Genomic DNA, 22097 nt, shown 5'->3' on the forward strand with positions numbered 1-22097 from the left:
CTTAAATGACATGAGGCCGCATGATGCACATGCAAGCCTGTGTCAGGCTTTCGGGGAAGCCGTTTGGATGCCGGGTGCTTGAATTACCAGCTGCCGGTATTCGGCATCGAAATCCAGGGTTCCGCCGGCGTCAGGGCGGCGCCCTTCTGCAGGATTTCGATGGAGATGCCATCTGGTGAGCGCACGAAAGCCATGTTGCCGTCGCGTGGCGGACGGTTGATGGTGACGCCCTTGTCCATCAGCTGCTGGCAGAAATCGTGGATATTGTCGACTTCGTAGGCGAGGTGGCCAAAGTTGCGACCGCCTGTATAATCTTCCGTATCCCAGTTATAGGTGAGCTCAAGGCAGGGCGCCTTGCTGGCGCGGGCGGCGTCCACGTCTTCGGATGCCGCCAGAAAGATCAGCGTGAAGCGACCCTTTTCGCTTTCGGTGCGGCGCACTTCCTGCAGCCCGAAAATCTCGGTGTAGAACTTCAGCGAAGCGTCGATGTCCTTGATGCGGACCATGGTGTGAAGATAGCGCATATCGTGTTCCTGTGCTTGTTACGTCGGCGTGGCAGCCCCGCGGATATGCCTCACCCGCCAGCCTCGGACAAGGCATGTAGCTTAACAGAATATAAAAGAAGTCGGGGCTTGCGCTCTACGGTCGGCGCAATGTTATTCTGACCTCTAAGAATCAGTTAACCGTAACTTCGTGACGCGTATCGAGGGGCTGAGAAAACATGGCTGACAGAATGTCATCGAAAGACATTGCCGCATTCGAAGAACTCTCGGGCGAACCGGTCGAGCTCATCGAAATCACCGGCGTGGTAAAATGGTTCGACGTTGCCAAGGGATTTGGCTTCATCATTCCCGACAATGGCATGCAGGACGTTCTCCTGCATGTGAGTTGCCTTCGCCGTGATGGTTACCAGACGATCCTTGAGGGCACGCGTATCGTCGCGATGATCCAGCGGCGTGATCGTGGTTTCCAGGCGTTTCGGATCCTCTCCATGGATCAGTCGACGGCTGTGCACCCATCGCAGATGCCGCCGGTTCGCACCCATGTTCAGGTGACGCCGACCAGCGGTCTGGAACGGGCGATCGTCAAATGGTTCAACCGCACCAAGGGTTTTGGCTTCCTGACCCGCGGCGAGGGGACCGAGGATATTTTTGTCCACATGGAAACGCTGCGCCGCTTCGGACTGACCGAGCTGCGCCCCGGCCAGGTGGTGCTGGTTCGCTTCGGACCCGGCGACAAGGGCATGATGGCGGCGGAAATCCACCCCGACAATCCCAATCCCGGCAACAGGGCGCATTGATGATGCGCACTTCCGCCAAGACATTCTTCGTGAGCGCCGTTATGGCGCTCTCTCTGTTTGTGGGCAGTGCTACAGCTGCACCGGTGCGTTTCGAAAAGGAGCCGCTGACGATCGAGACTGTCGGCGGCAAGAGCCACCAGTTTAGCGTGGAACTTGCTCTCGACGATGCGCAGCGCCAGCAGGGACTGATGCTGCGCAGAGAAATGGCGCCGGATAGCGGCATGCTGTTTGATTTCATCGAACCGCGCGATGTCAGCATGTGGATGCACAACACGCTTCTGCCGCTCGACATGCTGTTTATCGACGGCGGCGGGACCATCACCCACATTCATGAAAATGCCGAGCCGCAGTCGGACGCGATCATTTCTTCGCGGGGGCCCGTAAAATTTGTTCTGGAGTTGAATGGCGGGCGCACAAGGGCTCTTGGCATCAAGATCGGCGACAAGGTGACGAGCCGCCAGATCGGCAATGCGAAATAAACCTGTATGGGTGTGAAGATTGATGCACCGATCGCGTTTTTTGCTGTTGCAGCAACGGCATGAACCGTGTATCTCGCATTCATCGCAGGAACGGAGTGTAGCGCAGTCTGGTAGCGCATCTGGTTTGGGACCAGAGGGTCGGGAGTTCGAATCTCTCCACTCCGACCATCGATACCGGGCTCGGTCTATGCCCATATCGGGGAACGAGCACAGCATGTCCGCCAAGATCTATCGCCCAGCTAAGACCGCCATGCAGTCCGGTAAGGCGAAAACGCATCTTTGGCTGCTGGAATTCGATCAGGAAGAGCCGCGTCGTATCGATCCGATCCTTGGCTATACCTCCACCGGCGACATGAAGCAGCAGCTCAAGCTCACATTCGAAACGCTGGAACAGGCCTGCGCCTATGCGGAGCGCAACGGTATCGAATACCGTGTGCTCCAGCCGAAGGAGCCGGCACGCCAGACCGTTTCCTATACCGATAATTTCCGTTTCAATCGCACGACGCCCTGGACTCACTGATCCACGGCGCGCGGAGATGGCCCCTTAGCTCAACTGGATAGAGCAGCTGCCTTCTAAGCAGCAGGTCGCAGGTTCGAGTCCTGCAGGGGTCGCCACCAAATTATTGATATCGCTGAGAAATATTGCAAAGGCGTCCGGTTTTCATCGGGTGCCTTTATTGCGTTTACAGCCTTTTGGTTCGGCGGCAGGCTGCGCTGATTTGTCCATGAAGGCGCCGATTGCGCAGCGCTCGGAACCGACCCTTGACTTTCTGTTCAATTTGACGGAACATAAAGAGAACAAACTGTTTCGATGCAGGAGAACGTCATGCATGCAGAGCGTAGTGTCAGTTCCAGTGTTGTCATTGAACGTGCCCTGGCGGCCGTCGAAAAATCGAAAGAACGCCGCGAGCGCTGGGAGCGGGAAAAGAAAAGCCGATTCGAACGCATACAGATTGCCAACACGCGCCAGCCGGTCGCGGCCTTGAAACCGGGTCGTCAGCTGAGTCTGCGTCTGGACGGATGACTGCAACATCCGCGGCAGTGTAGCCTGAGCGGACTTGTTTGAATGTCTGTCAGCACTCCGTGGGTGAGGGCATCGAACGACAAACGTCAGTGGTAAACGACGACGGGTCTCTTTTTATCCTCGTCATCATTTTCCAAACGGTTGACTGCATGAGCGAGAACGCCGGCGACGTCGTCATCCTCAATGTCGAATACCGGCTGTTCGCTATTGCGATAATAACTGGCCAGCAGTTTTTTCTTTTGCTGCTCATCCAGTTCGACATCATCAAAAACCACGCCCACATAGCGAGTGGCTTCGCCCTCGATGCCGCGAAAGCAGCGCCCGATGCCGACAATGTGCACGATGCTGCCGTCGGGGCGGGCCACGTGGTAATCTTGAAAGCAGGAGCCGCCAGTGGAAATCGCCTGATGTAGTGTTCTGGCGACATCGCGGCGATCGCCTTCCCATACGGCGGCGAGATAGGTTTCGATCGGCAGCCCGTCGCGAACATCCTGTGGCTCAAGCCCAAAAATGTCGGCGAAATGTTCGTCGGCGCAAAGGAGATTTGTGTCGACATTCCAGTTGAAGACGCCGGCATCATCCGATGAAAGTGCGAAAATGCTTGTTTCTGGTTCGCTCATGGTGAAGTCTCGACAGAAGTTTGTTCCAGATTATTCCTCAATACGGAAATAGCAAGTGCCATACCTCAGCGCGGCTGGGTCCTTCTGTGGGCACTCGTCAGCACTGGAGGTCCCTCTGTGTTGAGGTCCACGGAAAATGATGCATCGCGGCATCTTATGGCGTAAACAGCCGGTTTGTCGGCGATTATGCGTCGATTTTCGACATCGTCCTTGCTTCGGTGCGACATATTTATCGCGCATCGGAGATAAGTCAGGTCGTAAATTCCCGTTCATGCTGCATTCAGGCTTTGTAAAAGCCGCATTCTTTTGTATTCTTATATGCGTTGCAGCTACAGCATGATGCAGTAGCGAACAGCCACGTCCAAGGACGGGGTATTTGCGCTGAAAAGCACCATTACATCGTAATCGATTTCGTTTCCGGGCGGCTTTGTCGTCCTGGAGCTTCGTCGCACAGGGCAGGGCTGTTTTGCCCATGATCGTCCCGTGCAGGCCCGAACTGCGTCGAAGCGCATCAAAGCGGATGCGCGCGCACAGATCCAAGCCTTGATGAGGGTTGCATGGTAAAGTTTATTTCAACAGCAGGCGCCGTCATCGCGGCCATGATGGTGATCATACCGGCCGGAAAGACCATGGCCGAGGACAGGCCGCTGATTTGGGCGCCCAGCAAGAATTCCGATACGAGTTATGCGGTCAAGCTTGGCCTTCGTCTGCCGAACGAGCTGCAGCCGGAAGCCGGCATCAATTTTGGCCTGGATTCGCAAAAAGGCGCTGTCGTGAACACGCCCGTACGGTTCTGGGGCAAGGTCACGGCGTCCAGCATCCAGACGCCAGCCTATCAGTTGAAGCGCGACATTCGTGTCAATCTTGATGCAGTCACCGGCAGCAGCGGCGCGGGTGTCATCATGTCTGAAAAGCGCATTGCCAGCGAAGCGCTGGATGTCGAGCTTAGCCGGCAGTATGGCGTTCGCTATGATGGCGGGACCGATAACTGGGTCGGCGAGGCGAGTCAGTCTGTGAAAGTGTCACGATCAGGCACCGGCACGGCCGTCATTATTGAAGCCAGGGCTCTTGATACATTCAAGGAACTGGCAGGTGGTGTTGCGGTCGAACAGAAGATCAGCGAACGGTTGTCCCTTAACGGCAGGATAGATCAGACGACGAACGCCGGCAAACCGACCAGCAATATCGGAGCCCGATATACGTTCAAATGGTGACTTGAACGGAGCGCTGGCTCTTCGATAGTCGGATAGAAAAAGGGGCGCCCGTGGCGCCCCTTCGGTGTTTTTCGTCCCTCGGCAATCCTAATGCAGGATCTGGCTGAGGAAGAGGCGCGTGCGCTCGTGCTGCGGATTGTCGAAGAATTCCTGCGGGGAATTCTGCTCAACGATCTGGCCCTGGTCCATGAAGATCACCCGGTTGGCGACCTGGCGCGCGAAACCCATTTCATGGGTCACGCACAGCATGGTCATGCCTTCTTCGGCAAGGCTCACCATCGTGTCTAGCACTTCCTTGACCATTTCCGGATCGAGCGCCGAAGTCGGCTCATCGAACAGCATGATCTTTGGCTTCATGCAGAGCGAGCGGGCGATTGCCACACGCTGCTGCTGACCGCCGGAAAGCTGGCCCGGATATTTGTGGGCCTGTTCCGGGATCTTGACGCGCTTGAGGTAGTGCATCGCCACTTCCTCGGCTTCCTTCTTGGGCATCTTGCGAACCCAGATCGGCGCGAGCGTGCAGTTTTCCAGGATCGTCAGATGCGGGAAGAGGTTGAAGTGCTGGAACACCATGCCGACCTCGCGGCGCACCTCGTCGATCTTCTTCAGATCGTTGGTGAGCTCGATATTGTCGACGAGGATGTTGCCGGACTGATGTTCTTCCAGCCGGTTGATGCAGCGGATCATCGTCGATTTGCCGGAGCCCGAAGGGCCGGCGATGACGATGCGCTCGCCCTTCATCACCTTGAGGTTGATGTCGCGCAGCACGTGAAAATCACCATACCACTTGTTCATGCCGATGATCTCGACAGCGACGTCGGTGGTGGAGACGGTCAGATTTTTGGGTTGGGCGTCAGCCATGTTTTTCCCCTTATTATCGTTTGTGGCCGGTATCGAGGTGCCGTTCCATGAAAGCGGAATAGCGCGACATGCCGAAGCAGAAGATCCAGAATACGAAACCGGCGAAGATGAGGCCGGTAAGCGGCGTGACCGGCGTGATCCAGGTCGTATCGGTGAAGTTCAGGCGGATGATGTTCAACAGGTCGAACATGCCGATGATCGACACGAGCGAGGTATCCTTGAACAGGCCGATGAACGTGTTGACGATGCCCGGAATGACCAGCTTGATCGCCTGTGGCAGGATGATCAGACGGGTTTTCTGCCAGTAGCTGAGGCCGAGCGAATCGGCACCTTCCGCCTGTCCCTTGGGGATGGCCTGCAGGCCGCCACGGATGACTTCCGCCATATAGGCCGAGGCAAACAGCGCCACGCCCACAAGAGCGCGTAAAAAGTTGTCGATCGTCCAGCCGGTGGGCAGGAAGAGCGGCAACATCACGTTGGCCATGAACAGAACCATGACCAGCGGCACGCCGCGGATGACCTCGATGAAGATGACGCAGAACATTTTCACGACCGGCATGTTCGACCGGCGACCGAGCGCCAGAAGAATGCCGAACGGGAAGGAAACGGCGATCCCGACAAAGGACAGGATCAGCGTCACCATCATGCCGCCCCAAAGCGGGGTATCGACGCGGTCAAGACCGAAGAAGCCGCCATGCAGCAGGAAGAACGCGACGATCGGGAAAACCACGAACAGCAGAACGGCATTGACCGTCTTGTGCGGCAGTTTGGGGATCATCAGCGGCGCTAGCAGCACGATCATCATCAGGCCGACGAGAATCACGCGCCAGCGCTCCTCAAGCGGATAACGGCCGAAGATGAACTGCTGGAAACGGTCCTGAACGAATGCCCAGCAGGCGCCCTTCCAGCCGTCAGGCTGGATGCCGCCCTGGGCAATGGTGGCGCAGACCGAACGATCCGAACCCACCCAGCTTGCCTGGATGAACAGCCAGTTGATGATGCCGGGCAGGGCAAGTGCCAGCACGGCCAGCGCGACAATCGTCAGCACCACGTCTTTCGGCGTGGCCAGAAGGTTGGTGCGAAGCCAGCCGGCAACGGTGTTGTTGCTGATCGGTGGCGGTTCCGGCGCGATCATGTCGGCGCGGACGTAGGAGAGTTTACCGTTGGACATCGCTTATCTCTCCACCAGTGCCATCTTGGCGTTGAACCAGTTCATGAACAGTGAGGTGAGAATGCTGATGGTCAGATAGATTGTCAGCATGATCGAGATCATTTCGATCGCCTGACCGGTCTGGTTCAGAGTCGTACTGCCGGTGGAAAACAGTTCCGGGAAACCGATTGCCACGCCAAGAGACGAGTTCTTCGTCAGGTTGAGATACTGGCTGGTCAGCGGCGGGATGATGATGCGGAATGCCTGCGGCACGACGACGAGCTGCGTGGTCTTGTTCGGCTGTAGGCCAAGCGCTGCGGCTGCTTCGGTCTGGCCCTTGCCGACGCCCTTGATGCCGGCACGGATGATTTCGGCGATAAAGGCTGCGGTGTAGAGCGACAGAGCCAGATAAAGCGCCACGAATTCCGGACGGATATTGCCGCCGCCGGAAAGGTTGAAGCGGCCTTCCACCGGATAGTCGAACGTCAAAGGCGCGCCGACGGCCAGAAAGGCGATCAGCGGCAGGCCGATGATGATGCCGGCGGAAATCCAGCCGGTCGGCAATTGCTTGCCCGTCGCCATCTGACGTTTTTTCTGCCAAACGGCAAAGCCGATGGCGCCGATGACGGCAATGACGAATGCGATCGGTATGACCGAGGCGCCTTCACCCCAGATCGGATAGGGAAAGGTCAGGCCGCGATTGCTGAGAAAGGTCGACAGCGGGCCCTGAATGGCGTCGCGCGGCTGCGGCAGAATGGCGAGAACGCCGGAATACCAGAAGAAAATGACCAGCAGCGGCGGAATGTTGCGGAAGATTTCCACATAGACCGTGCAGAGCTTTGCCACCAGCCAGTTTTTCGACAGTCGCCCGATGCCGATGATGAAGCCTACGACCGTGGCTGTAATGATGCCTGTCGCGGCAATCAGAAGCGTGTTGAGCAGGCCGACCAGGATGGCGCGGCCATAGGTCGAATCGCTGGAATAGGCGATCAACGACTGGCCGACGTCGAAGCCCGAGCGGCCGCCGAGAAAGCCGTAGCCCGAAGCCGTATTCGAGCGGGCGAGGTTGCTGCTGACATTGTGGGCGATCCACATGACCACAACGACGAGAATGACCACTGTGAGCACCTGAAAGAAGATGCTGCGAGCCTTGGGGTCATAGATAAGTGACGTGGTTCCCCGCTTGGGCGGGGGCGCAGTTACGGCTTTATCCGTCATGCTTTGCCAATCCCCTGTGACCCTTCATGGATCACGTTTTGTTTTTGTTTTATTTTTTTATGTTTTTTTATGCGAGAAAGTCCGCAGGGCGACAGCGTCACCCTGCGGACTTCAGATCATGAGATCAACGAACCGGCGGTGCGTACTGCAGGCCGCCCTTGCTCCACAGAGCGTTGAGGCCGCGAGCGATCTTCAGCGGGCTGCCCTGACCGATGTTGCGCTCGAAAACTTCGCCGTAATTGCCGACGTTCTTGACGATGTTGTAAGCCCAGTCGTTCTTCAGGCCGAGGTCGGTACCGATCTTGGTATCGGCTTCGGTGCCGAGGAAACGCTTGATGTCCGGGTTGGTCGAGTTCTTCATCTCATCGACATTGGCCGAGGTGATGCCGAATTCTTCAGCCTGAACCAGCGCGTAACCAGCCCAGGTCACGACGTCGAGCCACTTGTCGTCGCCCTGACGAACGGCCGGAGCAAGCGGCTCCTTGGAGATGATTTCCGGCAGAATGACGTGATCGTCCGGGTTGGACAGCGCCAGACGCGTTGCATACAGGCCCGACTGGTCGGTCGTGTAGACGTCGCAACGGCCGGCCTGATAGGCGGCGTTCACTTCTTCGAGCTTTTCAAAGACGACCGGGTTGTACTGCAGGTTGTTGGTCTTGAAATAGTCGGCAAGGTTGAGTTCGGTCGTCGTGCCGGACTGTACGCAGACAGCGGCGCCGGACAGTTCGAGAGCCGACTTCACGTTCAGCGACTTCGGAACCATGAAGCCCTGGCCATCGTAGTAGTTGACGTAACGGAAGTTGAAGCCCAGCGCGGTGTCGCGGCTGATGGTCCAGGTCGTGTTACGGGCCAGAATGTCGACTTCGCCGGACTGCAGGGCGGTGAAGCGGCTCTGCGCGGTGGTCGGCGTGTACTTCACCTTGGTGGCGTCGCCGAAGACGGCAGCGGCAACGGCGCGGCAATAATCGACGTCAAAGCCCTTCCAGGCGCCAGATGCGTCCGGCTGTGCAAAGCCGGCGAGACCGGTGTTGACGCCGCACTGAACGAAGCCCTTTGCCTTGACGTCATCGAGCGTGGCGGCGGATGCAGCCGAGCTGATGCCCAGAACTGCCGCGCCAATCGCAGCTGACAGAAGCGTCTTTTTCATTTTCCCAACCTTATCTTTTCTTGTGATGGATCCCAGTCGGCCGCCAGTAAACAGGTTGCGGCCCTGACTGCTCGCAAGGCCTCCCAGAGCGAGCAATGCCTATCACAGTCGCAAATGCAGTCATGGTCAAGATGTGGCTGCCTAAATCCTGCCTCAAATCACCAGAAATACGAAAAAATGCACAGTCGATGGGCAAAAGCTCAATAGCTAGGCGGCGATTGCGTAAGCACTAAGCTGTGGTAACGCCGATATTTTCTCGGCTTTGCCTGCGACTTGACCCTGCGCATGCGTGTCTGCCAAAGATTGCGTCACATCTTTGAAAGAGAGCCGTGAGCAGGATATGACAAAAGACACTTTTTTAGACAATGCTGGTCCAAATACGCGCCTGGCGCATATCGGGTACAATCCCCGCGATTATCATGGCTTTGTCAATCCTCCGGTCGTTCATGCCTCGACTGTGCTTTTCCCCGATTGCGGCACGATGGAACGCCGGGAACAGAAGTATACATACGGTACCCGCGGCACCACGACGACGGATGCCCTTTGTGACGCGCTCAATGAACTTGAAGGCTCGGCAGGAACGGTTCTTGTGCCGTCGGGGCTTGCTGCCATCAGCATTCCGTTCCTGGCCTATCTGTCGGCGGGAGATCACGCGCTGATCGTCGATTCGGTCTATGAACCCGCGCGCCATTTCTGCGATACGATGCTGACGCGCCTCGGTGTCGAGATCGAATATTACGACCCGGAAATTGGCGCCGGTATCGAAGCTCTGATCCGGCCGAACACGAAGCTGGTGCATACCGAAGCGCCGGGATCGAACACGATGGAAATGCAGGATATCCGCGCCATCAGCGATGCGGCGCACCGGCATGATTGCGTCGTGACGCTGGACAATACCTGGGCCACGCCGCTTTACTTCAAGCCGCTTGATTTCGGTGCTGACGTGTCCATCCATGCGACCACGAAATATCCGTCCGGCCATTCCGATATCGTCATGGGGTCGGTATCCGCCAATGCAAAATACTGGCCGAAACTGCTTGCTGCCCATGGTGCGATGGGCATCTGTGGTGCGCCGGATGATGCCTATCAGATTCTGCGCGGATTGCGGACCATGGGTGTGCGCCTCGATCATCACCAGAAGAGCGCGCTGGACATCGCGCATTGGCTCGAGAGCCGCGATGATGTCGCCAGGGTTCTTCATCCTGCTTTGCCGAGCTTTCCCGGCCATGATCTCTGGAAGCGCGATTTCAAGGGCGCAAGTGGCGTGTTCTCGTTCGTGCTGAAGGTGGACGATGTCGCGCTGTTCAAGCGCCGCAGCCACGCATTGATCGATGCGTTGAAATTTTTTGGTATCGGCTGGTCCTGGGGCGGTTACGAAAGCCTCGCCGTGCCGGTCAGCCTTTCCGATCGCACGATCCGCAAGGCGCCGAGCGAAGGTCCGGTCATTCGCCTGCAGATCGGCCTGGAAGACGTTGCCGACCTCAAGCGCGATCTTGAGGCCGGTTTTGCCGCCGCAGCGGCAGTCAAGTGATCACGGATCGCCGGCGTTGAAGCCGTAAAGCCAGTCTAGGTCAGCCGCAAGCGATTGCGGCGACCGCAACGACAGCACCGCATTGCGGGCAAGCCGAACCGGGCCGCGGGCGTGATAGGCGAAGCGATTGAAGGCGCCGCGATTGCGCACCTTGTCGGTTCTCGTCACACGCTCCTTTTCGAAAGCGGAAAGTCTGTCGGCAAGCGCGCCGGGTCTTGCCAGATGAACGGCCAGACGCGCCGCATCCTCGATTGCCATAGACGCGCCCTGGGCAGCAAAAGGCATCATGGCGTGGGCGGAATCGCCGATCAGCACGGTGTCACGACCGTTATGCCATTTGCCGCGCTCGACTTCGTAGAGCGGCCAGAAGGTGGCATCCTTCGCGTGGCTCAGAAGTTCCTGAATTTGCGAATGCCAGAGCGAAAACTGGCTCATCAGCAGATCATGCTGTTTCGTGTTGGCATGCGCCTGCCACGTCTGGCCTGGATTGAGGCCGGTCGAGATGGCAACGACGTTATAGCCGTCTATTTCCTTGAGCGGATAGGAGACTAGATGCGCGCCAGGCCCCATAAAAGCTGTGACGGCATTGACCTTCAGGGCCGGCGGCGCCTTGCTGGAGGGCACAGTCAGGCGCCAGGCGATGTTTCCGGAAAATGTCGGGATTGGCGCTTGCGGCACGATGGTGCGTACCTGTGACCAGACGCCGTCCGCACCGATGATCAGATCCGGGCGGTGGCCGGTAATGGCGGCAAAGGCATCGGCTCCGGGGTGGTCCAGACGGACGCTGAGGTGAAGCGTGCACAAGGGTTGCTGCTCGACGGCCGACAGCAGGGCGCGCTGAAGCGTGGTCCGGTGCAGCACACCATAGGGCGCACGCCAGCGCTCGCGCGCAAAACGCCCGACCGGCACATTGGCCAGAACTTTCAAGGACAGGCCGGATGCCAGCGCGATGTGATCCGGCTCGTTCCAGATCGGCTCCAGCGTCTTCAAGACGCCGAGCTCGGCAAGGATGCGGGATGCATTTGGCGACACCTGCAGGCCGGCACCGACTTCCTCGAGGCGGGTGGCCTGTTCGATGATGTCGCAGGCGATACCACGCCGCGCTAATGCCAGCGCCGCCGTCAGCCCGGCCATGCCGGCGCCGACGATCGCTACTCTTTTGATTGTCATGCGCTTGAACCGAAGCTCAGGCCGCCTTGACGTGGAAAACGCAACCGGCCGGCTCGGTCTGGTCGGCCTTCAGGTTCGGATTGTAGCGATAGAGCGTCGAGCAATAGGAGCAGACCTTCTCGTTGTCGTCGCCCATGTCGATATAGATGTGCGGATGGTCGAAGGGCACGTTGGCGCCCGTGCACATGAATTCCTTGACGCCGATTTCGATTGCCGCGTGACCGCCGTCGTTCTGGAAGTGAGGAATTGCATGCCCGGCCATGTTCGTCTCCGATCGATGTTTTGCGACGGACCTTATAGTGAGGCCCGCTGATTGTGTAGGAAAAATTCTAACGTGACCATTCTCTGAAAGGTCGCATCCTGTCTTTCGTCAGGTCAGCGCCGTGGCTCTCCGCCCGGTGCATAAACCGTCTTCTGCTCGAAGCGGAACTTGTGGCCGCAACGGCATCGGATCATGTATTTGCGCGGATCGTTCGAGGCGAATTCGGTCACGAACCCCGTCGGCATTTCATCCACCAGAAAGCCCGGCGTCTTGCGGCGCGGATCGTCGTCCTCGGAAACCTCGGCATAACCGTTGTGTCCGCATTGCGAGCATTCGAGTTTACGGGAATATCGGTCGCGTGCAGCCAAGATCTGTCCTTTCGATTTGCCGGCGCTTATAGACTGCGTGGATGCCATGATGAAGTGGATTTGATCGGCCGCACTTGAAACTTGCACTAAAAATTGCGTTTAAGCACCGACGGGCGGTTCCCAAGACGAGGGGCCGTGTGGAAAATATGCCGCCGAGACAGGATATGCCATGAACCTCAATGCTCCCGCCTTTACCCAGTTCGACCATGACGGCCTGAAAATCGCGTATTTTGACGAGGGCGAGCCTTCCGGCGATCCGGTATTGCTGATTCACGGCTTTGCCTCGACGGCCACCGTCAACTGGGTACATCCGGGCTGGCTGAAAACGCTGGGCGAGGCGGGCTACCGTGTCATCGCGCTCGACAATCGCGGCCATGGAGCAAGCGACAAGCCGCGCGATGCCGAAGCTTATCGCCCGTGGGTGATGGCGACCGACGCGATCGCGCTGCTGGATCATCTCGGTATCGATCAAGCGCATGTCATGGGTTATTCGATGGGCGCGCGCATCTCAACCTTCGCCGCACTCGCCAATCCGCAGCGTATCCGCTCGTTGGTGCTCGGCGGTCTCGGCATCGGCATGACCGACGGCGTTGGCGACTGGGACCCGATCGCCGATGCGCTTGTCGCGCCCGTGATCGACGATATCACTCATGAGCGCGGCCGCATGTTCCGCATGTTTGCCGAACAGACGAAAAGTGACCGCGATGCGCTGGCCGCCTGTATTCGCGGTTCGCGCGATCTGGTGGAACGGTCCGATATGGCGAAGATCGATATCCCGACCCTGATCGGTGTCGGCACCAAGGATGATATCGCCGGTTCACCGCAGGAGCTTGCGGCGCTGATGCCGAATGCCCGCGCGCTGGATATTCCCAACCGCGACCACATGCTGGCCGTCGGCGACCGCGTGTTCAAGGCGGCCGTGCTGGAATTCTACGCAAGCCTTTGAATGGCTTTGAACCTATGGTTCATCGGAATGCATTTCCGGTGGCATTGGTATCGTCGCAAACTTGTTCTATATAATGAGCGCCTGAAGAAACGAGGAAGTGTCCATGTCCGCACGTCACGAGGCCCTGCAGAAGGATGCCGTCGCAATGGTGGATCCGATCTGGGATACGTTGCGCAACGAGGCACGCGCCGGCGCGGAACACGATCCGCTGCTGGCCGCATTTCTCTATTCGACGGTGCTGAACCACCGATCGCTTGAAGATTGCGTCATCCACCGGATCTGCGAACGCCTCGATCATCCTGATCTGCAGGCCGTTCTGCTGCGTCAGACGTTTGAGGAAATGCTGGCGGACTGGCCGGAATGGGGTGGTATCCTGCGTGTGGATATCCAGGCCGTTTACGATCGCGACCCCGCCTGCCTGCGCTTCCTCGAGGCGGTTCTCTATTTCAAGGGCTTTCATGCCCTGCAGACGCACCGTCTCGCGCACTGGCTTATGAACCGTGGTCGCCGTGATTTCGCTTTGTATCTGCAGAGCAGGTCGTCCAGCGTTTTCCAGACTGATATCAATCCCGCAGCGCGCATCGGTCGCGGGATTTTTCTCGACCATGCCACCGGTCTTGTCGTTGGCGAGACGGCGATCATCGGCGACAATGTTTCCATCCTGCATGGCGTGACGCTTGGCGGCACCGGCAAGGAAGGCGCGGATCGCCATCCGAAAATTGCCGATGGCGTGCTGATCGGGGCAGGGGCAAAGATCCTCGGCAATATCGAGATCGGTCATTGCTCGCGTGTCGCCGCCGGTTCGGTGGTTCTCAAATCCGTGCCGCATAACACCACCGTCGCCGGAGTTCCCGCAAAGGTTGTCGGTAACGCCGGCTGCTCGGAGCCTTCGCGCGTGATGAACCAGATGGTGCTTTCCGAGGATTGACGCTTCCGGACCTGCGCTCTATCTCGCCATTCTCATCGTAGAGGATGGCGGTTTTTCCCGTCTTTACATTTCCCGCCAACCCATGCCACAAGCGCCGCAACGCGAACTGCAGACGGAGAAACGCCAGTGAAACCGGACGAAATCAAGAAACTCGACGCCTATTTCAAGCGCGTTTTCAATCCGACCTTCGTGGTCAAGGCGCGCCCGCGCAAGGACGACTCGGCCGAAGTTTATGCCGGCGACGAATTCCTCGGTGTGGTTTACATCGATGACGAGGACGAAGAGCGCTCCTACAACTTCACGATGGCTATCCTCGACGTCGATCTCTGATCGATATCCAGATCGAAGACGATACGAGCGGGCTTTCAGGCCCGCTTTTTCGTTGATGGCTCTCGATGTGAGCACGTCGGTTCGGCGCAAGCTTGCGGGCGCATCTTTTTTCGATGAGCCGCCGCTCCTATATTCACCGCATCAGCGATGTTCTTCGCTGTCGGGGTGATCTGATGCTTCCAGCAGTCCCGATTTTCCGTCCTATGGGTTGCTCCTTTTCGGAATTGTGATTGCGCAGACGAGCGGAGGGCTTAAAATCCTTCGCGAATGAACTAAGTTAAAGGTCCAACGTCTGGTTCGATCACCTCCCAAGGATCGGTTGCTGGACGACTGAGGAATAAAAGACGATGATCGCAACGCCGATCTTTATGCAGGACGAGAAAAACGGAGACGGCGACAACGGTAATCGCGGGACGTCGGTCATCACCCGAACGAAACCGAAAACCAAAAAGCCAAGTCTCTACCGTGTGCTTTTGCTGAACGACGACTACACGCCCATGGAGTTCGTCATTCATGTTCTGGAGCGTTTTTTCCAGAAAGACCTCGACGCGGCGACGCGCATCATGCTCCACGTTCACAATCACGGCGTGGGGGAATGCGGTGTCTTTACGTATGAGGTCGCAGAGACCAAAGTAAGTCAGGTCATGGATTTCGCCCGACAGCATCAGCATCCGCTGCAATGTGTTATGGAAAAGAAGTGAGGTAACGCCGTGCCAACATTTTCGCCTAGTCTCGAAAAGGCGCTGCATCAGGCACTGACCTTCGCCAATAAGCGGCACCACGAATATGCAACGCTGGAGCATCTGCTCCTTGCGCTGATCGACGATTCCGATGCGGCGGCTGTCATGGGCGCGTGCAATGTCAATCTGGATAACCTTCGCAAGACGGTTTCCGATTACGTCGATAACGAACTCGCAAATCTCGTCACCGGTTACGACGAGGATTCTAAACCCACATCCGGCTTCCAGCGCGTCATCCAGCGCGCCGTCATTCACGTCCAGTCTTCCGGCCGTGAAGAAGTGACCGGCGCCAACGTGCTCGTCGCGATTTTTGCCGAGCGCGAAAGCCATGCCGCCTTCTTCCTGCAGGAGCAGGAGATGACGCGTTATGATGCGGTCAACTATATCAGCCACGGCATCGGCAAGCGGCCCGGCGCTTCGCAGGCGCGCACGCCGCGTGGTGCCGAAGAGGGCGATGCGGACGCAAAATCCTCCTCCTCGCGTGAGCAGGACGATGGTGCGACCAAGAAGCCGGCAGATGCACTCAAGGCCTATTGCGTCAACCTCAACGACAAGGCCAAGGATGGCCGTATCGATCCGCTGATCGGTCGTCATTCCGAGGTCAACCGCACCATTCAGGTCCTGTGCCGTCGTTCCAAGAACAACCCGCTTTATGTGGGGGATCCGGGCGTCGGCAAGACGGCGATCGCCGAAGGTCTCGCCAAACGTATCGTTGAAGGCAAGGTGCCTGAAGCGCTGGCCGACGCGACGATCTTCTCGCTCGACATGGGCACGCTGCTCGCCGGTACCCGTTATCGCGGTGATTTCGAGGAGCGTCTGAAGCAGGTCGTCAAGGAACTGGAAGATTTTCCGGGTGCCGTCCTGTTCATCGACGAAATCCACACCGTCATTGGTGCGGGTGCGACGTCCGGCGGCGCCATGGATGCGTCCAACCTGTTGAAGCCGGCTCTGTCCTCCGGGCAGATCCGCTGCATCGGTTCGACCACCTACAAGGAATATCGCCAGTTCTTCGAAAAGGACCGGGCTCTGGTCCGTCGTTTCCAGAAAATCGACGTCAATGAGCCGTCGATCGATGATGCGATCGAGATCATGAAGGGCCTGAAGCCTTATTTCGAAGAATACCATAAGCTGCGTTACACCAACGAGGCGATCAAGGCGGCTGTCGAACTGTCGGCGCGCTACATTTCCGACCGCAAGCTGCCGGACAAGGCGATCGACGTGATCGACGAGACCGGTGCGGCGCAGATGCTGCTGACGGCCTCCAAGCGCCGCAAGCTGATCACCGAGAAGGAAATCGAGGCGACGATCGCCACGATGGCCCGCATCCCGGCAAAGACGGTGTCCAAGGATGACGAGATGGTTCTCGCCAACCTGGAAAAGGAACTGCGTTCCGTCGTCTACGGTCAGGACAAGGCGATCGAGGCACTGTCGACCGCGATCAAGCTTGCCCGTGCGGGTCTGCGCGAACCGAACAAGCCGATCGGCTCCTATGTCTTCTCCGGCCCGACAGGCGTCGGCAAGACGGAAGTCGCCAAACAGCTTGCCTCGTCGCTCGGCGTGGAAATGCTGCGCTTCGACATGTCGGAATACATGGAACGCCACACGGTCTCGCGACTGCTCGGCGCGCCTCCCGGTTATGTCGGTTTCGACCAGGGCGGTCTTCTGACCGATGGCGTCGACCAGCATCCGCATTCCGTGGTTCTGCTCGACGAAATCGAGAAGGCGCATCCGGATATCTACAATATCCTGCTGCAGGTCATGGACCATGGTTCGCTGACCGACCACAACGGCAAGAAGATCGACTTCCGTAACGTCATCCTGATCATGACGACCAATGCGGGCGCTTCGGAAATGGCCAAGGCCGCCATCGGTTTCGGTTCCTCCAAGCGCACCGGTGAAGACGAAGAGGCATTGAACCGCCTGTTCACGCCGGAATTCCGCAACCGTCTCGATGCGATCATCCCGTTCGCACCGCTGCCGACGGAAGTCATTCATCAGGTCGTGCAGAAGTTCGTGATGCAGCTGGAAACCCAGCTGTCTGAGCGCAACGTCACGTTCGACCTGCATCAGGATGCGATCGCCTGGCTGGCCGAAAAGGGCTATGACGAAAAGATGGGCGCACGGCCTTTGTCGCGTGTCATCCAGGAACACATCAAGAAGCCGCTCGCCAACGAGATCCTGTTCGGCAAGCTGCGCAAGGGTGGTGTGGTCAACGTCACTGTCGGCAAGGACGAGGATGGCAAGAGCACGCTGAAGCTCGACTGCATTTCCGAGACCGCGCCGGTGAAGCCGAAGCCGGAGGCCGAGGTCAAGGACGCAGCCGACGAGGTAAAGGGCAAGGTTTCGAAGCCGAAGGCGGCCAAGAAAGCTGCACCGAAAACCAAGGGCGGAAGTTCTGCGAAGGCGCAGGCTGCGGATGATGGCGAAGTGATTGCCGAGGAAAAGCCGATCAAGCCGGTACCCAAAAAGAGCAGCGCCGTACCGAAGGTGCCGAAGAAAAAGTGAGCCGTTCCCCGACGGTTCGTTGAAAGTTGGCGATGCCGGGCTTGTCCCGGCATCGTCGTTTTTGTAGGCCGGTTGATGAACGACAACCGGACAGCTCATGTCTCCACCTCGCGGTAATCTCGGCTGGTTCTTCACAGGCATGCGCGGCATCATTTCCTTGCCGGCCTTCATTCTGATGACGTCCTATGTCGGCTTCAGCGCCTTTGCGCTGGAATCGGGCATGACGCGTGGCGAAGCGGTGGCGATGACGCTCGGTATCTGGGCTCTGCCCGCGCAGATGATTCTCGTCGGCAGCATGCTCGGCAATGCACATATCGCCGCGTCATTCCTTGCGGTGACGCTGTCGTCGATCCGCATGATGCCGATGGTGGCGTCTATCATGCCGGAAATGCGCACGAAAAAGACGCCGCTGCCGATGCTGCTGTTCGTTTCGCATTTCATCGCCATCACATCCTGGGTGTTTGCCTCGCGGCATCTGCGCGATGTGCCGAGGGATTTTCGCGTCGCCTATTTCGCTGGTTTCGGCATGACGCTGACGCTGACCAACACGCTGATCGTCGGTGTCAGTTACGGCGTCGTGTCGCAATTCCCGCCAGTGGTCGCCGGTGCGCTGTTCATGCTTACGCCGGTCTATTTCATCGCGTCGATCTGGGCGAGCGCGGTGCAGCCGGTGGTGAAAATCGCCTTTGTCATCGGTATCGTTGCAGGGCCGACGCTGGCGCTGGTGGTGCCGGGTTTTGATGTGCTGGTCGCCGGAATTGGGGGCGGCACGGTCGCGTATCTGATCGATCGTTATCGGCGTCGCAAGGCCGGTGGAGGGCGGGTGTGATGGCCGACGGCTGGTGGACGTATGTGGTGATCGTGGTTGCCGGCTTTCTGGCAACCGACATCTGGCGCTGGATGGGCGTTCTGATCGGCCATCGTCTCAACGAGGATTCCGAAGCGCTCTATTGGGTGAGGGCCGTTGCGACGGCGTTGGTGATGGCGGTCACCGCCAAGCTGATCGTTTTCCCGACCGGCACGCTTGCCAACTCACCGCTCTGGCTGCGTCTCGCCGCCGCCGGTATCGGTTTTGCGGTTTTCCTGGGGACAGGAAAAAGAGTGGCGGTCGGCGTGCTGGTGCCGATCGCCATCCTCATTGCCGGGTTGCTGTTTCTGCAGCCGTAGAGTCGTTCAGTGATGCCCGTCTCAAACTGCCGACAAAGATCGAAAACCCCTCCGTCGTCATCCTCGGGCTTGTCCCGAGGATCTGCAAGCGATTGATATCATTGATGTGATTAGATCCTCGGCATAAGGCCGAGGATGACGTAGTCACCGAATTGATGTTGATCAGTTGCCGAGTTCGCCGATGATCTTTTCTGCGTTTGCAGCGAGAATTTCGCCATCTTCCATCTTGCCGGAATGCGGCTTCAGGGCTTCGCCTTCATGGCGTGGCACGATGTGGAAATGCAGGTGGAATACGGTCTGGCCTGCCGCCGGTTCGTTGAACTGGGCGATGTAGATGCCGTCGGCATCAAACGCGTCCTGCGCTGCTCGGGCCAGTTTCTGCACGACCGCAATGGTCTTGGCGAGAACGGCCGGATCGGCATCCAGCATGTTGCGCGAAGGCTGCTTGGGGATCACCAGCAGATGTCCCGGCGCCTGCGGCATCACATCCATGAAGGCCAGCGTATCGGTATCTTCATAAACGCGGTGGCAGGGAATTTCGCCGCGCAGGATCTTTGCAAAGATGTTGCCGTCGTCATAGGCGATGCCGCTCATGGATAAATCCTCTCCGTCGTTGCGCTTTTCCGCGCTTCAGTCTTGTTCGTGCCGTTCGCCTTTGCGGAACGGGCTGTGTTCGCTCAAGTAACCGCTCATCTCCTCGACGTCACGCCGTTCACGCTCGAGATAATCGGCAATGGCGTTTCGAAGGCCCGGATGCGCGATGTAATGGGCCGAATGGGTGGTGACGGGCAGATAACCACGCGCCAGCTTGTGTTCGCCCTGCGCCCCGGCCTCGACGCGTTTCAGCCCCTTTTCCAGCGCAAAATCGATGGCCTGATGATAACAGACCTCGAAATGCAGGAAGGGATGATCCTCGATACAGCCCCAATGGCGGCCGTAAAGCGCATCCTCGCCGATGAAGTTGATGGCGCCGGCAACGTATTTGCCTTCGCGCTTGGCCATCACCAGCAGGATGTCGTCCGGCATGCGCTCGCCGATCAGAGAATAGAATTGGCGTGTGAGGTATGGCCGGCCCCATTTGCGGCCGCCGGTGTCCATGTAGAAGGTAAAAAACTGATCCCAGATCTCTTCGGTCAGGTCCGATCCGGTTAGCCAGTCGATGCTGATGCCATTTTCCAGTGCGGCGCGGCGTTCCTTTTTCAGGTCCTTGCGCTTGCGCGACGATAACGTGTCCAGAAAGGCGGCGTGATCGGCATAACCGTTGTTGATGAAGTGAAACTGCTGGTCGGTGCGGTGCAGATAACCGTCATCCTCCAGCGCCGGCAGTTCCTCTTTCCGCACGAAGGTGACATGCGCGGATGAGATGCCGAGCTGTCGCGTGACTTCCTGCAAGCCGGCTGCCAGCGTGTCCTGCATCACATCGGCGTCGTAGCCCTCGGCCGTCAGCAGCCGTGGCCCTGTCGCGGGCGTGAAGGGTACGGTGCATTGCAGCTTTGGATAATAACGCCCGCCTGCACGCTCGAAAGCGTCGGCCCAGCCGTGATCGAACACGTATTCGCCCTGGCTGTGGCTTTTCAGATAGCCGGGAATGGCGCCGATCAGCTTGCCGCCTTCGGTTTCGAGCAGCAGGTGATGGCCGTGCCAACCGGTCTTGGCGGTTGCCGAGCCCGACTCTTCCAGTGCGGAGAGATAGGCATGCGACAGGAATGGATTATAGGGCAGGGTGCCGCCCCGGTGGGTACCGGAAAGGCGCGACCAGCCCTCAGGGCTGATCGCTTTGAAAGAGTTTTCGATGCGGATCGTGAGATTTCCGGTCATGCGTCTCTTCGAATGTGGGCAGGTCTGCTTGTTAACGCGCAGAAGTCTCCCTCGGGTCAAAACCCTCGAAGGTCATCTGGTCTGCATACTTATAGGTATGTTCGCGGGCATTTTCATCCCTCACCGTCCAGGTGATGATGGGAATGCCAGCTTTCTGCTGTGCAGTGATGAAACTGTTGGGCAGGTGCGGCCAGTGATAGGAGATGAAATCCAAACCCAGATGCATGGCATCATCGTGCTTGAAGAAATCATCCGGCTTGTCGCCCATAGCGGTGAGACCGAGCGGGTAGGGTGCTTCCACACGTTTCAGGTCGCGCAGGATGTGGTGGTCGAAGCTCATCAGGGCAACCGTGCCCTTGTAGCCTTCCAGCACTTCCAGCACAGCCTCGACAAAACCGTCATCCAGTTCGGCGGTGCGTCCCTTGATCTCGATGACCAGAGGCACGCGCCCATCCACCAGCTTCAGCATTTGCTTCAGCGTCGGGATGCGGTCCTTGGTGCCGCCGATCGACAGCATGCCGAGTTCTGCGGCGGTGCGCTCGCGTACATCACCGCTGATGCCGCAAAGACGGTCCAGCGTGTCGTCATGGAAAACCATGACTTCGCTGTCTGCGGAAAGCTGCAGGTCGCATTCGATGGCGAATCCGGCGACCGCTGCCCGCTCGAAGGCGGACAGCGTGTTTTCCCAGATCTCGTTGTTCATGTCGTGGTAGCCGCGATGGGCGACCGGCAGTTCCTTGATCCAGGCTGCAGAAGTCATGCGTCGATCTCGATAATGGCTTCGATTTCAACGGCGGCGTTGAGCGGAAGTGCAGCCATGCCGACGGCAGCGCGGGCGTGCTTGCCGGCTTCGCCGAGCACGTTGGCGATCAGGTTCGATGCGCCATTGGTGACGATATGCTGATCGGTGAAGCCCGGAGCAGACGCAACGAAGCTCGAAAGCTTGACGACGCGCTTGATCTTTCCGAGATCGCCGTTAAGCGCTGCCTTGGCCTGCGAAAGAATGTTGATCGCGCAAAGTTCCGCGGCGCGGCTGGCGGCCGCGACATCGACGTCCTGGCCGACAAGTCCCTTGATCTCAAGCTTGCCATTTTCGGTTGGTAGCTGACCGGAGATGTAGAGCAGGTTGCCACTGATGACGTAGGATACGTAATTGGCGGCGGGCGCTGCTGCGACGGGCAGGGTGATCCCCAGTTCGGTCAGGCGGCTTTCGATGGCATCGGACATTTCGGTCTCCGGCTTTTGTTGTAATATGTGCAGAAATCCTGCATGCAGGACGATAAGCATTACTCGATGGCGTTCTTATAACATTGCGCCGT

At 58.3% G+C, this 22097-nt stretch carries 26 protein-coding genes and 2 tRNA genes; 15 read left to right on the plus strand and 13 right to left on the minus strand.

The window, feature by feature from the left end; all coding sequences use genetic code 11:
• Nucleotides 1-83 precede the first annotated feature (83 nt).
• Nucleotides 84-524, minus strand: coding sequence for a lactoylglutathione lyase (gloA, locus tag EDF70_RS11650; RefSeq protein WP_132273461.1), 441 nt, complete (start codon nucleotides 522-524; stop codon nucleotides 84-86).
• A gap of 197 nt (nucleotides 525-721) precedes the next feature.
• On the opposite strand from gloA, the gene EDF70_RS11655 reads away from it, so the two are divergent.
• The 6 genes from EDF70_RS11655 to EDF70_RS11680 all read left to right on the plus strand — a co-directional run bounded on the left by EDF70_RS11655 (nucleotide 722) and on the right by EDF70_RS11680 (nucleotide 2803).
• Nucleotides 722-1300: a cold-shock protein gene (locus EDF70_RS11655; protein ID WP_132273462.1), complete on the plus strand. Its 579-nt coding sequence runs from the start codon at nucleotides 722-724 to the stop codon at nucleotides 1298-1300.
• Nucleotides 1301-1302: 2 nt separating this feature from the next.
• Nucleotides 1303-1779, plus strand: coding sequence for a DUF192 domain-containing protein (locus EDF70_RS11660; protein WP_245519150.1), 477 nt, complete (start codon nucleotides 1303-1305; stop codon nucleotides 1777-1779).
• A 91-nt stretch (nucleotides 1780-1870) separates the two neighbouring features.
• A tRNA-Pro gene (locus tag EDF70_RS11665) sits at nucleotides 1871-1947 on the plus strand.
• A gap of 46 nt (nucleotides 1948-1993) precedes the next feature.
• A complete protein-coding gene (locus tag EDF70_RS11670; protein ID WP_165931995.1) occupies nucleotides 1994-2299 on the plus strand; it encodes an ETC complex I subunit in 306 nt (101 codons plus the stop codon).
• A gap of 18 nt (nucleotides 2300-2317) precedes the next feature.
• Nucleotides 2318-2394, plus strand: a tRNA-Arg gene (locus EDF70_RS11675).
• Between the two features lie 211 nt (nucleotides 2395-2605).
• Nucleotides 2606-2803 (plus strand): hypothetical protein, encoded by a 198-nt coding sequence (locus EDF70_RS11680; protein ID WP_132273464.1) that lies wholly within the window; start codon nucleotides 2606-2608, stop codon nucleotides 2801-2803.
• Nucleotides 2804-2889: 86 nt separating this feature from the next.
• Here the strand turns inward: EDF70_RS11680 and EDF70_RS11685 are convergent, their stop codons facing one another.
• A complete protein-coding gene (locus EDF70_RS11685) occupies nucleotides 2890-3423 on the minus strand; it encodes a PAS domain-containing protein (RefSeq protein ID WP_132273465.1) in 534 nt (177 codons plus the stop codon).
• A 557-nt stretch (nucleotides 3424-3980) separates the two neighbouring features.
• Here EDF70_RS11685 and EDF70_RS11690 point away from each other — a divergent pair.
• Nucleotides 3981-4637: a hypothetical protein gene (locus EDF70_RS11690; RefSeq protein ID WP_132273466.1), complete on the plus strand. Its 657-nt coding sequence runs from the start codon at nucleotides 3981-3983 to the stop codon at nucleotides 4635-4637.
• An 87-nt stretch (nucleotides 4638-4724) separates the two neighbouring features.
• On the opposite strand, the gene EDF70_RS11695 is transcribed toward EDF70_RS11690, so the two are convergent.
• From EDF70_RS11695 to EDF70_RS11710, 4 genes are all read right to left on the minus strand, one after another.
• Nucleotides 4725-5498: an amino acid ABC transporter ATP-binding protein gene (locus EDF70_RS11695; RefSeq protein WP_132273467.1), complete on the minus strand. Its 774-nt coding sequence runs from the start codon at nucleotides 5496-5498 to the stop codon at nucleotides 4725-4727.
• Nucleotides 5499-5511: 13 nt separating this feature from the next.
• Nucleotides 5512-6669: an amino acid ABC transporter permease gene (locus EDF70_RS11700; protein ID WP_132273468.1), complete on the minus strand. Its 1158-nt coding sequence runs from the start codon at nucleotides 6667-6669 to the stop codon at nucleotides 5512-5514.
• 3 nt (nucleotides 6670-6672) lie between these two features.
• Complete coding sequence (locus tag EDF70_RS11705) at nucleotides 6673-7866, minus strand: amino acid ABC transporter permease (protein WP_132273469.1); 1194 nt, start codon at nucleotides 7864-7866, stop codon at nucleotides 6673-6675.
• Between the two features lie 124 nt (nucleotides 7867-7990).
• On the minus strand, nucleotides 7991-9013 hold the full coding sequence (locus EDF70_RS11710; RefSeq protein WP_132273470.1) for an amino acid ABC transporter substrate-binding protein: 1023 nt from the start codon (nucleotides 9011-9013) through the stop codon (nucleotides 7991-7993).
• A 340-nt stretch (nucleotides 9014-9353) separates the two neighbouring features.
• Between EDF70_RS11710 and EDF70_RS11715 the strand changes: the two genes are divergently transcribed.
• Nucleotides 9354-10544 (plus strand): cystathionine beta-lyase, encoded by a 1191-nt coding sequence (locus EDF70_RS11715; RefSeq protein WP_132273471.1) that lies wholly within the window; start codon nucleotides 9354-9356, stop codon nucleotides 10542-10544.
• Here the strand turns inward: EDF70_RS11715 and EDF70_RS11720 are convergent, their stop codons facing one another.
• The 3 genes from EDF70_RS11720 to EDF70_RS11730 all read right to left on the minus strand — a co-directional run bounded on the left by EDF70_RS11720 (nucleotide 10545) and on the right by EDF70_RS11730 (nucleotide 12344).
• Complete coding sequence (locus EDF70_RS11720) at nucleotides 10545-11714, minus strand: FAD-dependent monooxygenase (protein ID WP_132273472.1); 1170 nt, start codon at nucleotides 11712-11714, stop codon at nucleotides 10545-10547.
• A gap of 16 nt (nucleotides 11715-11730) precedes the next feature.
• The gene (locus EDF70_RS11725) at nucleotides 11731-11976 is read right to left on the minus strand and encodes a zinc-finger domain-containing protein (RefSeq protein ID WP_132273473.1); all 246 of its coding nucleotides are present in this window, start codon (nucleotides 11974-11976) and stop codon (nucleotides 11731-11733) included.
• 113 nt (nucleotides 11977-12089) lie between these two features.
• Nucleotides 12090-12344 (minus strand): hypothetical protein, encoded by a 255-nt coding sequence (locus tag EDF70_RS11730; RefSeq protein WP_132273474.1) that lies wholly within the window; start codon nucleotides 12342-12344, stop codon nucleotides 12090-12092.
• 169 nt (nucleotides 12345-12513) lie between these two features.
• On the opposite strand from EDF70_RS11730, the gene EDF70_RS11735 reads away from it, so the two are divergent.
• The 7 genes from EDF70_RS11735 (at nucleotide 12514) to EDF70_RS11765 (ending at nucleotide 18960) form a co-directional block, all read left to right on the plus strand.
• Entirely contained in the window at nucleotides 12514-13290 is a 777-nt protein-coding gene (locus EDF70_RS11735) for an alpha/beta hydrolase (RefSeq protein ID WP_132273475.1), read from the plus strand.
• A 103-nt stretch (nucleotides 13291-13393) separates the two neighbouring features.
• Nucleotides 13394-14218: a serine O-acetyltransferase gene (gene cysE, locus EDF70_RS11740; protein WP_132273476.1), complete on the plus strand. Its 825-nt coding sequence runs from the start codon at nucleotides 13394-13396 to the stop codon at nucleotides 14216-14218.
• A 126-nt stretch (nucleotides 14219-14344) separates the two neighbouring features.
• The gene (locus EDF70_RS11745) at nucleotides 14345-14548 is read left to right on the plus strand and encodes a DUF3126 family protein (RefSeq protein ID WP_132273477.1); all 204 of its coding nucleotides are present in this window, start codon (nucleotides 14345-14347) and stop codon (nucleotides 14546-14548) included.
• Nucleotides 14549-14895: 347 nt separating this feature from the next.
• Nucleotides 14896-15249 (plus strand): ATP-dependent Clp protease adapter ClpS, encoded by a 354-nt coding sequence (gene clpS, locus EDF70_RS11750; RefSeq protein ID WP_132273478.1) that lies wholly within the window; start codon nucleotides 14896-14898, stop codon nucleotides 15247-15249.
• 9 nt (nucleotides 15250-15258) lie between these two features.
• Complete coding sequence (clpA, locus tag EDF70_RS11755; protein WP_132273479.1) at nucleotides 15259-17793, plus strand: ATP-dependent Clp protease ATP-binding subunit ClpA; 2535 nt, start codon at nucleotides 15259-15261, stop codon at nucleotides 17791-17793.
• A gap of 97 nt (nucleotides 17794-17890) precedes the next feature.
• On the plus strand, nucleotides 17891-18622 hold the full coding sequence (locus EDF70_RS11760; RefSeq protein ID WP_132273480.1) for an AzlC family ABC transporter permease: 732 nt from the start codon (nucleotides 17891-17893) through the stop codon (nucleotides 18620-18622).
• Nucleotides 18619-18960: an AzlD domain-containing protein gene (locus EDF70_RS11765; protein WP_165931996.1), complete on the plus strand. Its 342-nt coding sequence runs from the start codon at nucleotides 18619-18621 to the stop codon at nucleotides 18958-18960. Before EDF70_RS11760 ends, EDF70_RS11765 begins: the two co-directional genes overlap by 4 nt.
• A gap of 162 nt (nucleotides 18961-19122) precedes the next feature.
• Here EDF70_RS11765 and EDF70_RS11770 read toward each other — a convergent pair whose 3' ends face one another.
• From EDF70_RS11770 to EDF70_RS11785, 4 genes are read right to left on the minus strand one after another with little or no spacing between them, the layout of a single operon-like run.
• Nucleotides 19123-19554, minus strand: a complete 432-nt coding sequence (locus EDF70_RS11770; protein WP_132273482.1) for an HIT family protein — start codon at nucleotides 19552-19554, stop codon at nucleotides 19123-19125.
• A gap of 36 nt (nucleotides 19555-19590) precedes the next feature.
• The gene (locus tag EDF70_RS11775; protein WP_132273483.1) at nucleotides 19591-20778 is read right to left on the minus strand and encodes a GNAT family N-acetyltransferase; all 1188 of its coding nucleotides are present in this window, start codon (nucleotides 20776-20778) and stop codon (nucleotides 19591-19593) included.
• Between the two features lie 31 nt (nucleotides 20779-20809).
• Nucleotides 20810-21538: a glycerophosphodiester phosphodiesterase gene (locus EDF70_RS11780; protein ID WP_132273484.1), complete on the minus strand. Its 729-nt coding sequence runs from the start codon at nucleotides 21536-21538 to the stop codon at nucleotides 20810-20812.
• Nucleotides 21535-22005, minus strand: a complete 471-nt coding sequence (locus tag EDF70_RS11785; RefSeq protein ID WP_132273485.1) for a RidA family protein — start codon at nucleotides 22003-22005, stop codon at nucleotides 21535-21537. The genes EDF70_RS11780 and EDF70_RS11785 overlap by 4 nt, the downstream gene beginning before the upstream one ends.
• Nucleotides 22006-22097: the final 92 nt, after the last annotated feature.

It is taken from the genome of Neorhizobium sp. JUb45 (genome assembly GCF_004343585.1).
Classification (GTDB): domain Bacteria; phylum Pseudomonadota; class Alphaproteobacteria; order Rhizobiales; family Rhizobiaceae; genus Neorhizobium.

Excerpts from the sequence above, each read along its gene's own strand:
- EDF70_RS11775 (WP_132273483.1), bottom strand. The coding sequence starts at position 20,778 with ATGACCGGAAATCTCACGATCCGCATCGAAAACTCTTTCAAAGCGATC.
- EDF70_RS11700 (WP_132273468.1), bottom strand. The coding sequence starts at position 6,669 with ATGTCCAACGGTAAACTCTCCTACGTCCGCGCCGACATGATCGCGCCG.
- EDF70_RS11680 (WP_132273464.1), top strand. The coding sequence starts at position 2,606 with ATGCATGCAGAGCGTAGTGTCAGTTCCAGTGTTGTCATTGAACGTGCC.
- EDF70_RS11770 (WP_132273482.1), bottom strand. The coding sequence starts at position 19,554 with ATGAGCGGCATCGCCTATGACGACGGCAACATCTTTGCAAAGATCCTG.
- EDF70_RS11660 (WP_245519150.1), top strand. The coding sequence starts at position 1,303 with ATGCGCACTTCCGCCAAGACATTCTTCGTGAGCGCCGTTATGGCGCTC.
- EDF70_RS11715 (WP_132273471.1), top strand. The coding sequence starts at position 9,354 with ATGACAAAAGACACTTTTTTAGACAATGCTGGTCCAAATACGCGCCTG.
- EDF70_RS11725 (WP_132273473.1), bottom strand. The coding sequence starts at position 11,976 with ATGGCCGGGCATGCAATTCCTCACTTCCAGAACGACGGCGGTCACGCG.
- gloA (WP_132273461.1), bottom strand. The coding sequence starts at position 524 with ATGCGCTATCTTCACACCATGGTCCGCATCAAGGACATCGACGCTTCG.
- cysE (WP_132273476.1), top strand. The coding sequence starts at position 13,394 with ATGTCCGCACGTCACGAGGCCCTGCAGAAGGATGCCGTCGCAATGGTG.
- EDF70_RS11780 (WP_132273484.1), bottom strand. The coding sequence starts at position 21,538 with ATGACTTCTGCAGCCTGGATCAAGGAACTGCCGGTCGCCCATCGCGGC.
- clpS (WP_132273478.1), top strand. The coding sequence starts at position 14,896 with ATGATCGCAACGCCGATCTTTATGCAGGACGAGAAAAACGGAGACGGC.
- EDF70_RS11710 (WP_132273470.1), bottom strand. The coding sequence starts at position 9,013 with ATGAAAAAGACGCTTCTGTCAGCTGCGATTGGCGCGGCAGTTCTGGGC.
- EDF70_RS11785 (WP_132273485.1), bottom strand. The coding sequence starts at position 22,005 with ATGTCCGATGCCATCGAAAGCCGCCTGACCGAACTGGGGATCACCCTG.
- EDF70_RS11690 (WP_132273466.1), top strand. The coding sequence starts at position 3,981 with ATGGTAAAGTTTATTTCAACAGCAGGCGCCGTCATCGCGGCCATGATG.
- EDF70_RS11670 (WP_165931995.1), top strand. The coding sequence starts at position 1,994 with ATGTCCGCCAAGATCTATCGCCCAGCTAAGACCGCCATGCAGTCCGGT.
- EDF70_RS11760 (WP_132273480.1), top strand. The coding sequence starts at position 17,891 with ATGTCTCCACCTCGCGGTAATCTCGGCTGGTTCTTCACAGGCATGCGC.
- EDF70_RS11705 (WP_132273469.1), bottom strand. The coding sequence starts at position 7,866 with ATGACGGATAAAGCCGTAACTGCGCCCCCGCCCAAGCGGGGAACCACG.
- EDF70_RS11685 (WP_132273465.1), bottom strand. The coding sequence starts at position 3,423 with ATGAGCGAACCAGAAACAAGCATTTTCGCACTTTCATCGGATGATGCC.
- EDF70_RS11735 (WP_132273475.1), top strand. The coding sequence starts at position 12,514 with ATGAACCTCAATGCTCCCGCCTTTACCCAGTTCGACCATGACGGCCTG.
- EDF70_RS11695 (WP_132273467.1), bottom strand. The coding sequence starts at position 5,498 with ATGGCTGACGCCCAACCCAAAAATCTGACCGTCTCCACCACCGACGTC.
- EDF70_RS11720 (WP_132273472.1), bottom strand. The coding sequence starts at position 11,714 with ATGACAATCAAAAGAGTAGCGATCGTCGGCGCCGGCATGGCCGGGCTG.
- EDF70_RS11655 (WP_132273462.1), top strand. The coding sequence starts at position 722 with ATGGCTGACAGAATGTCATCGAAAGACATTGCCGCATTCGAAGAACTC.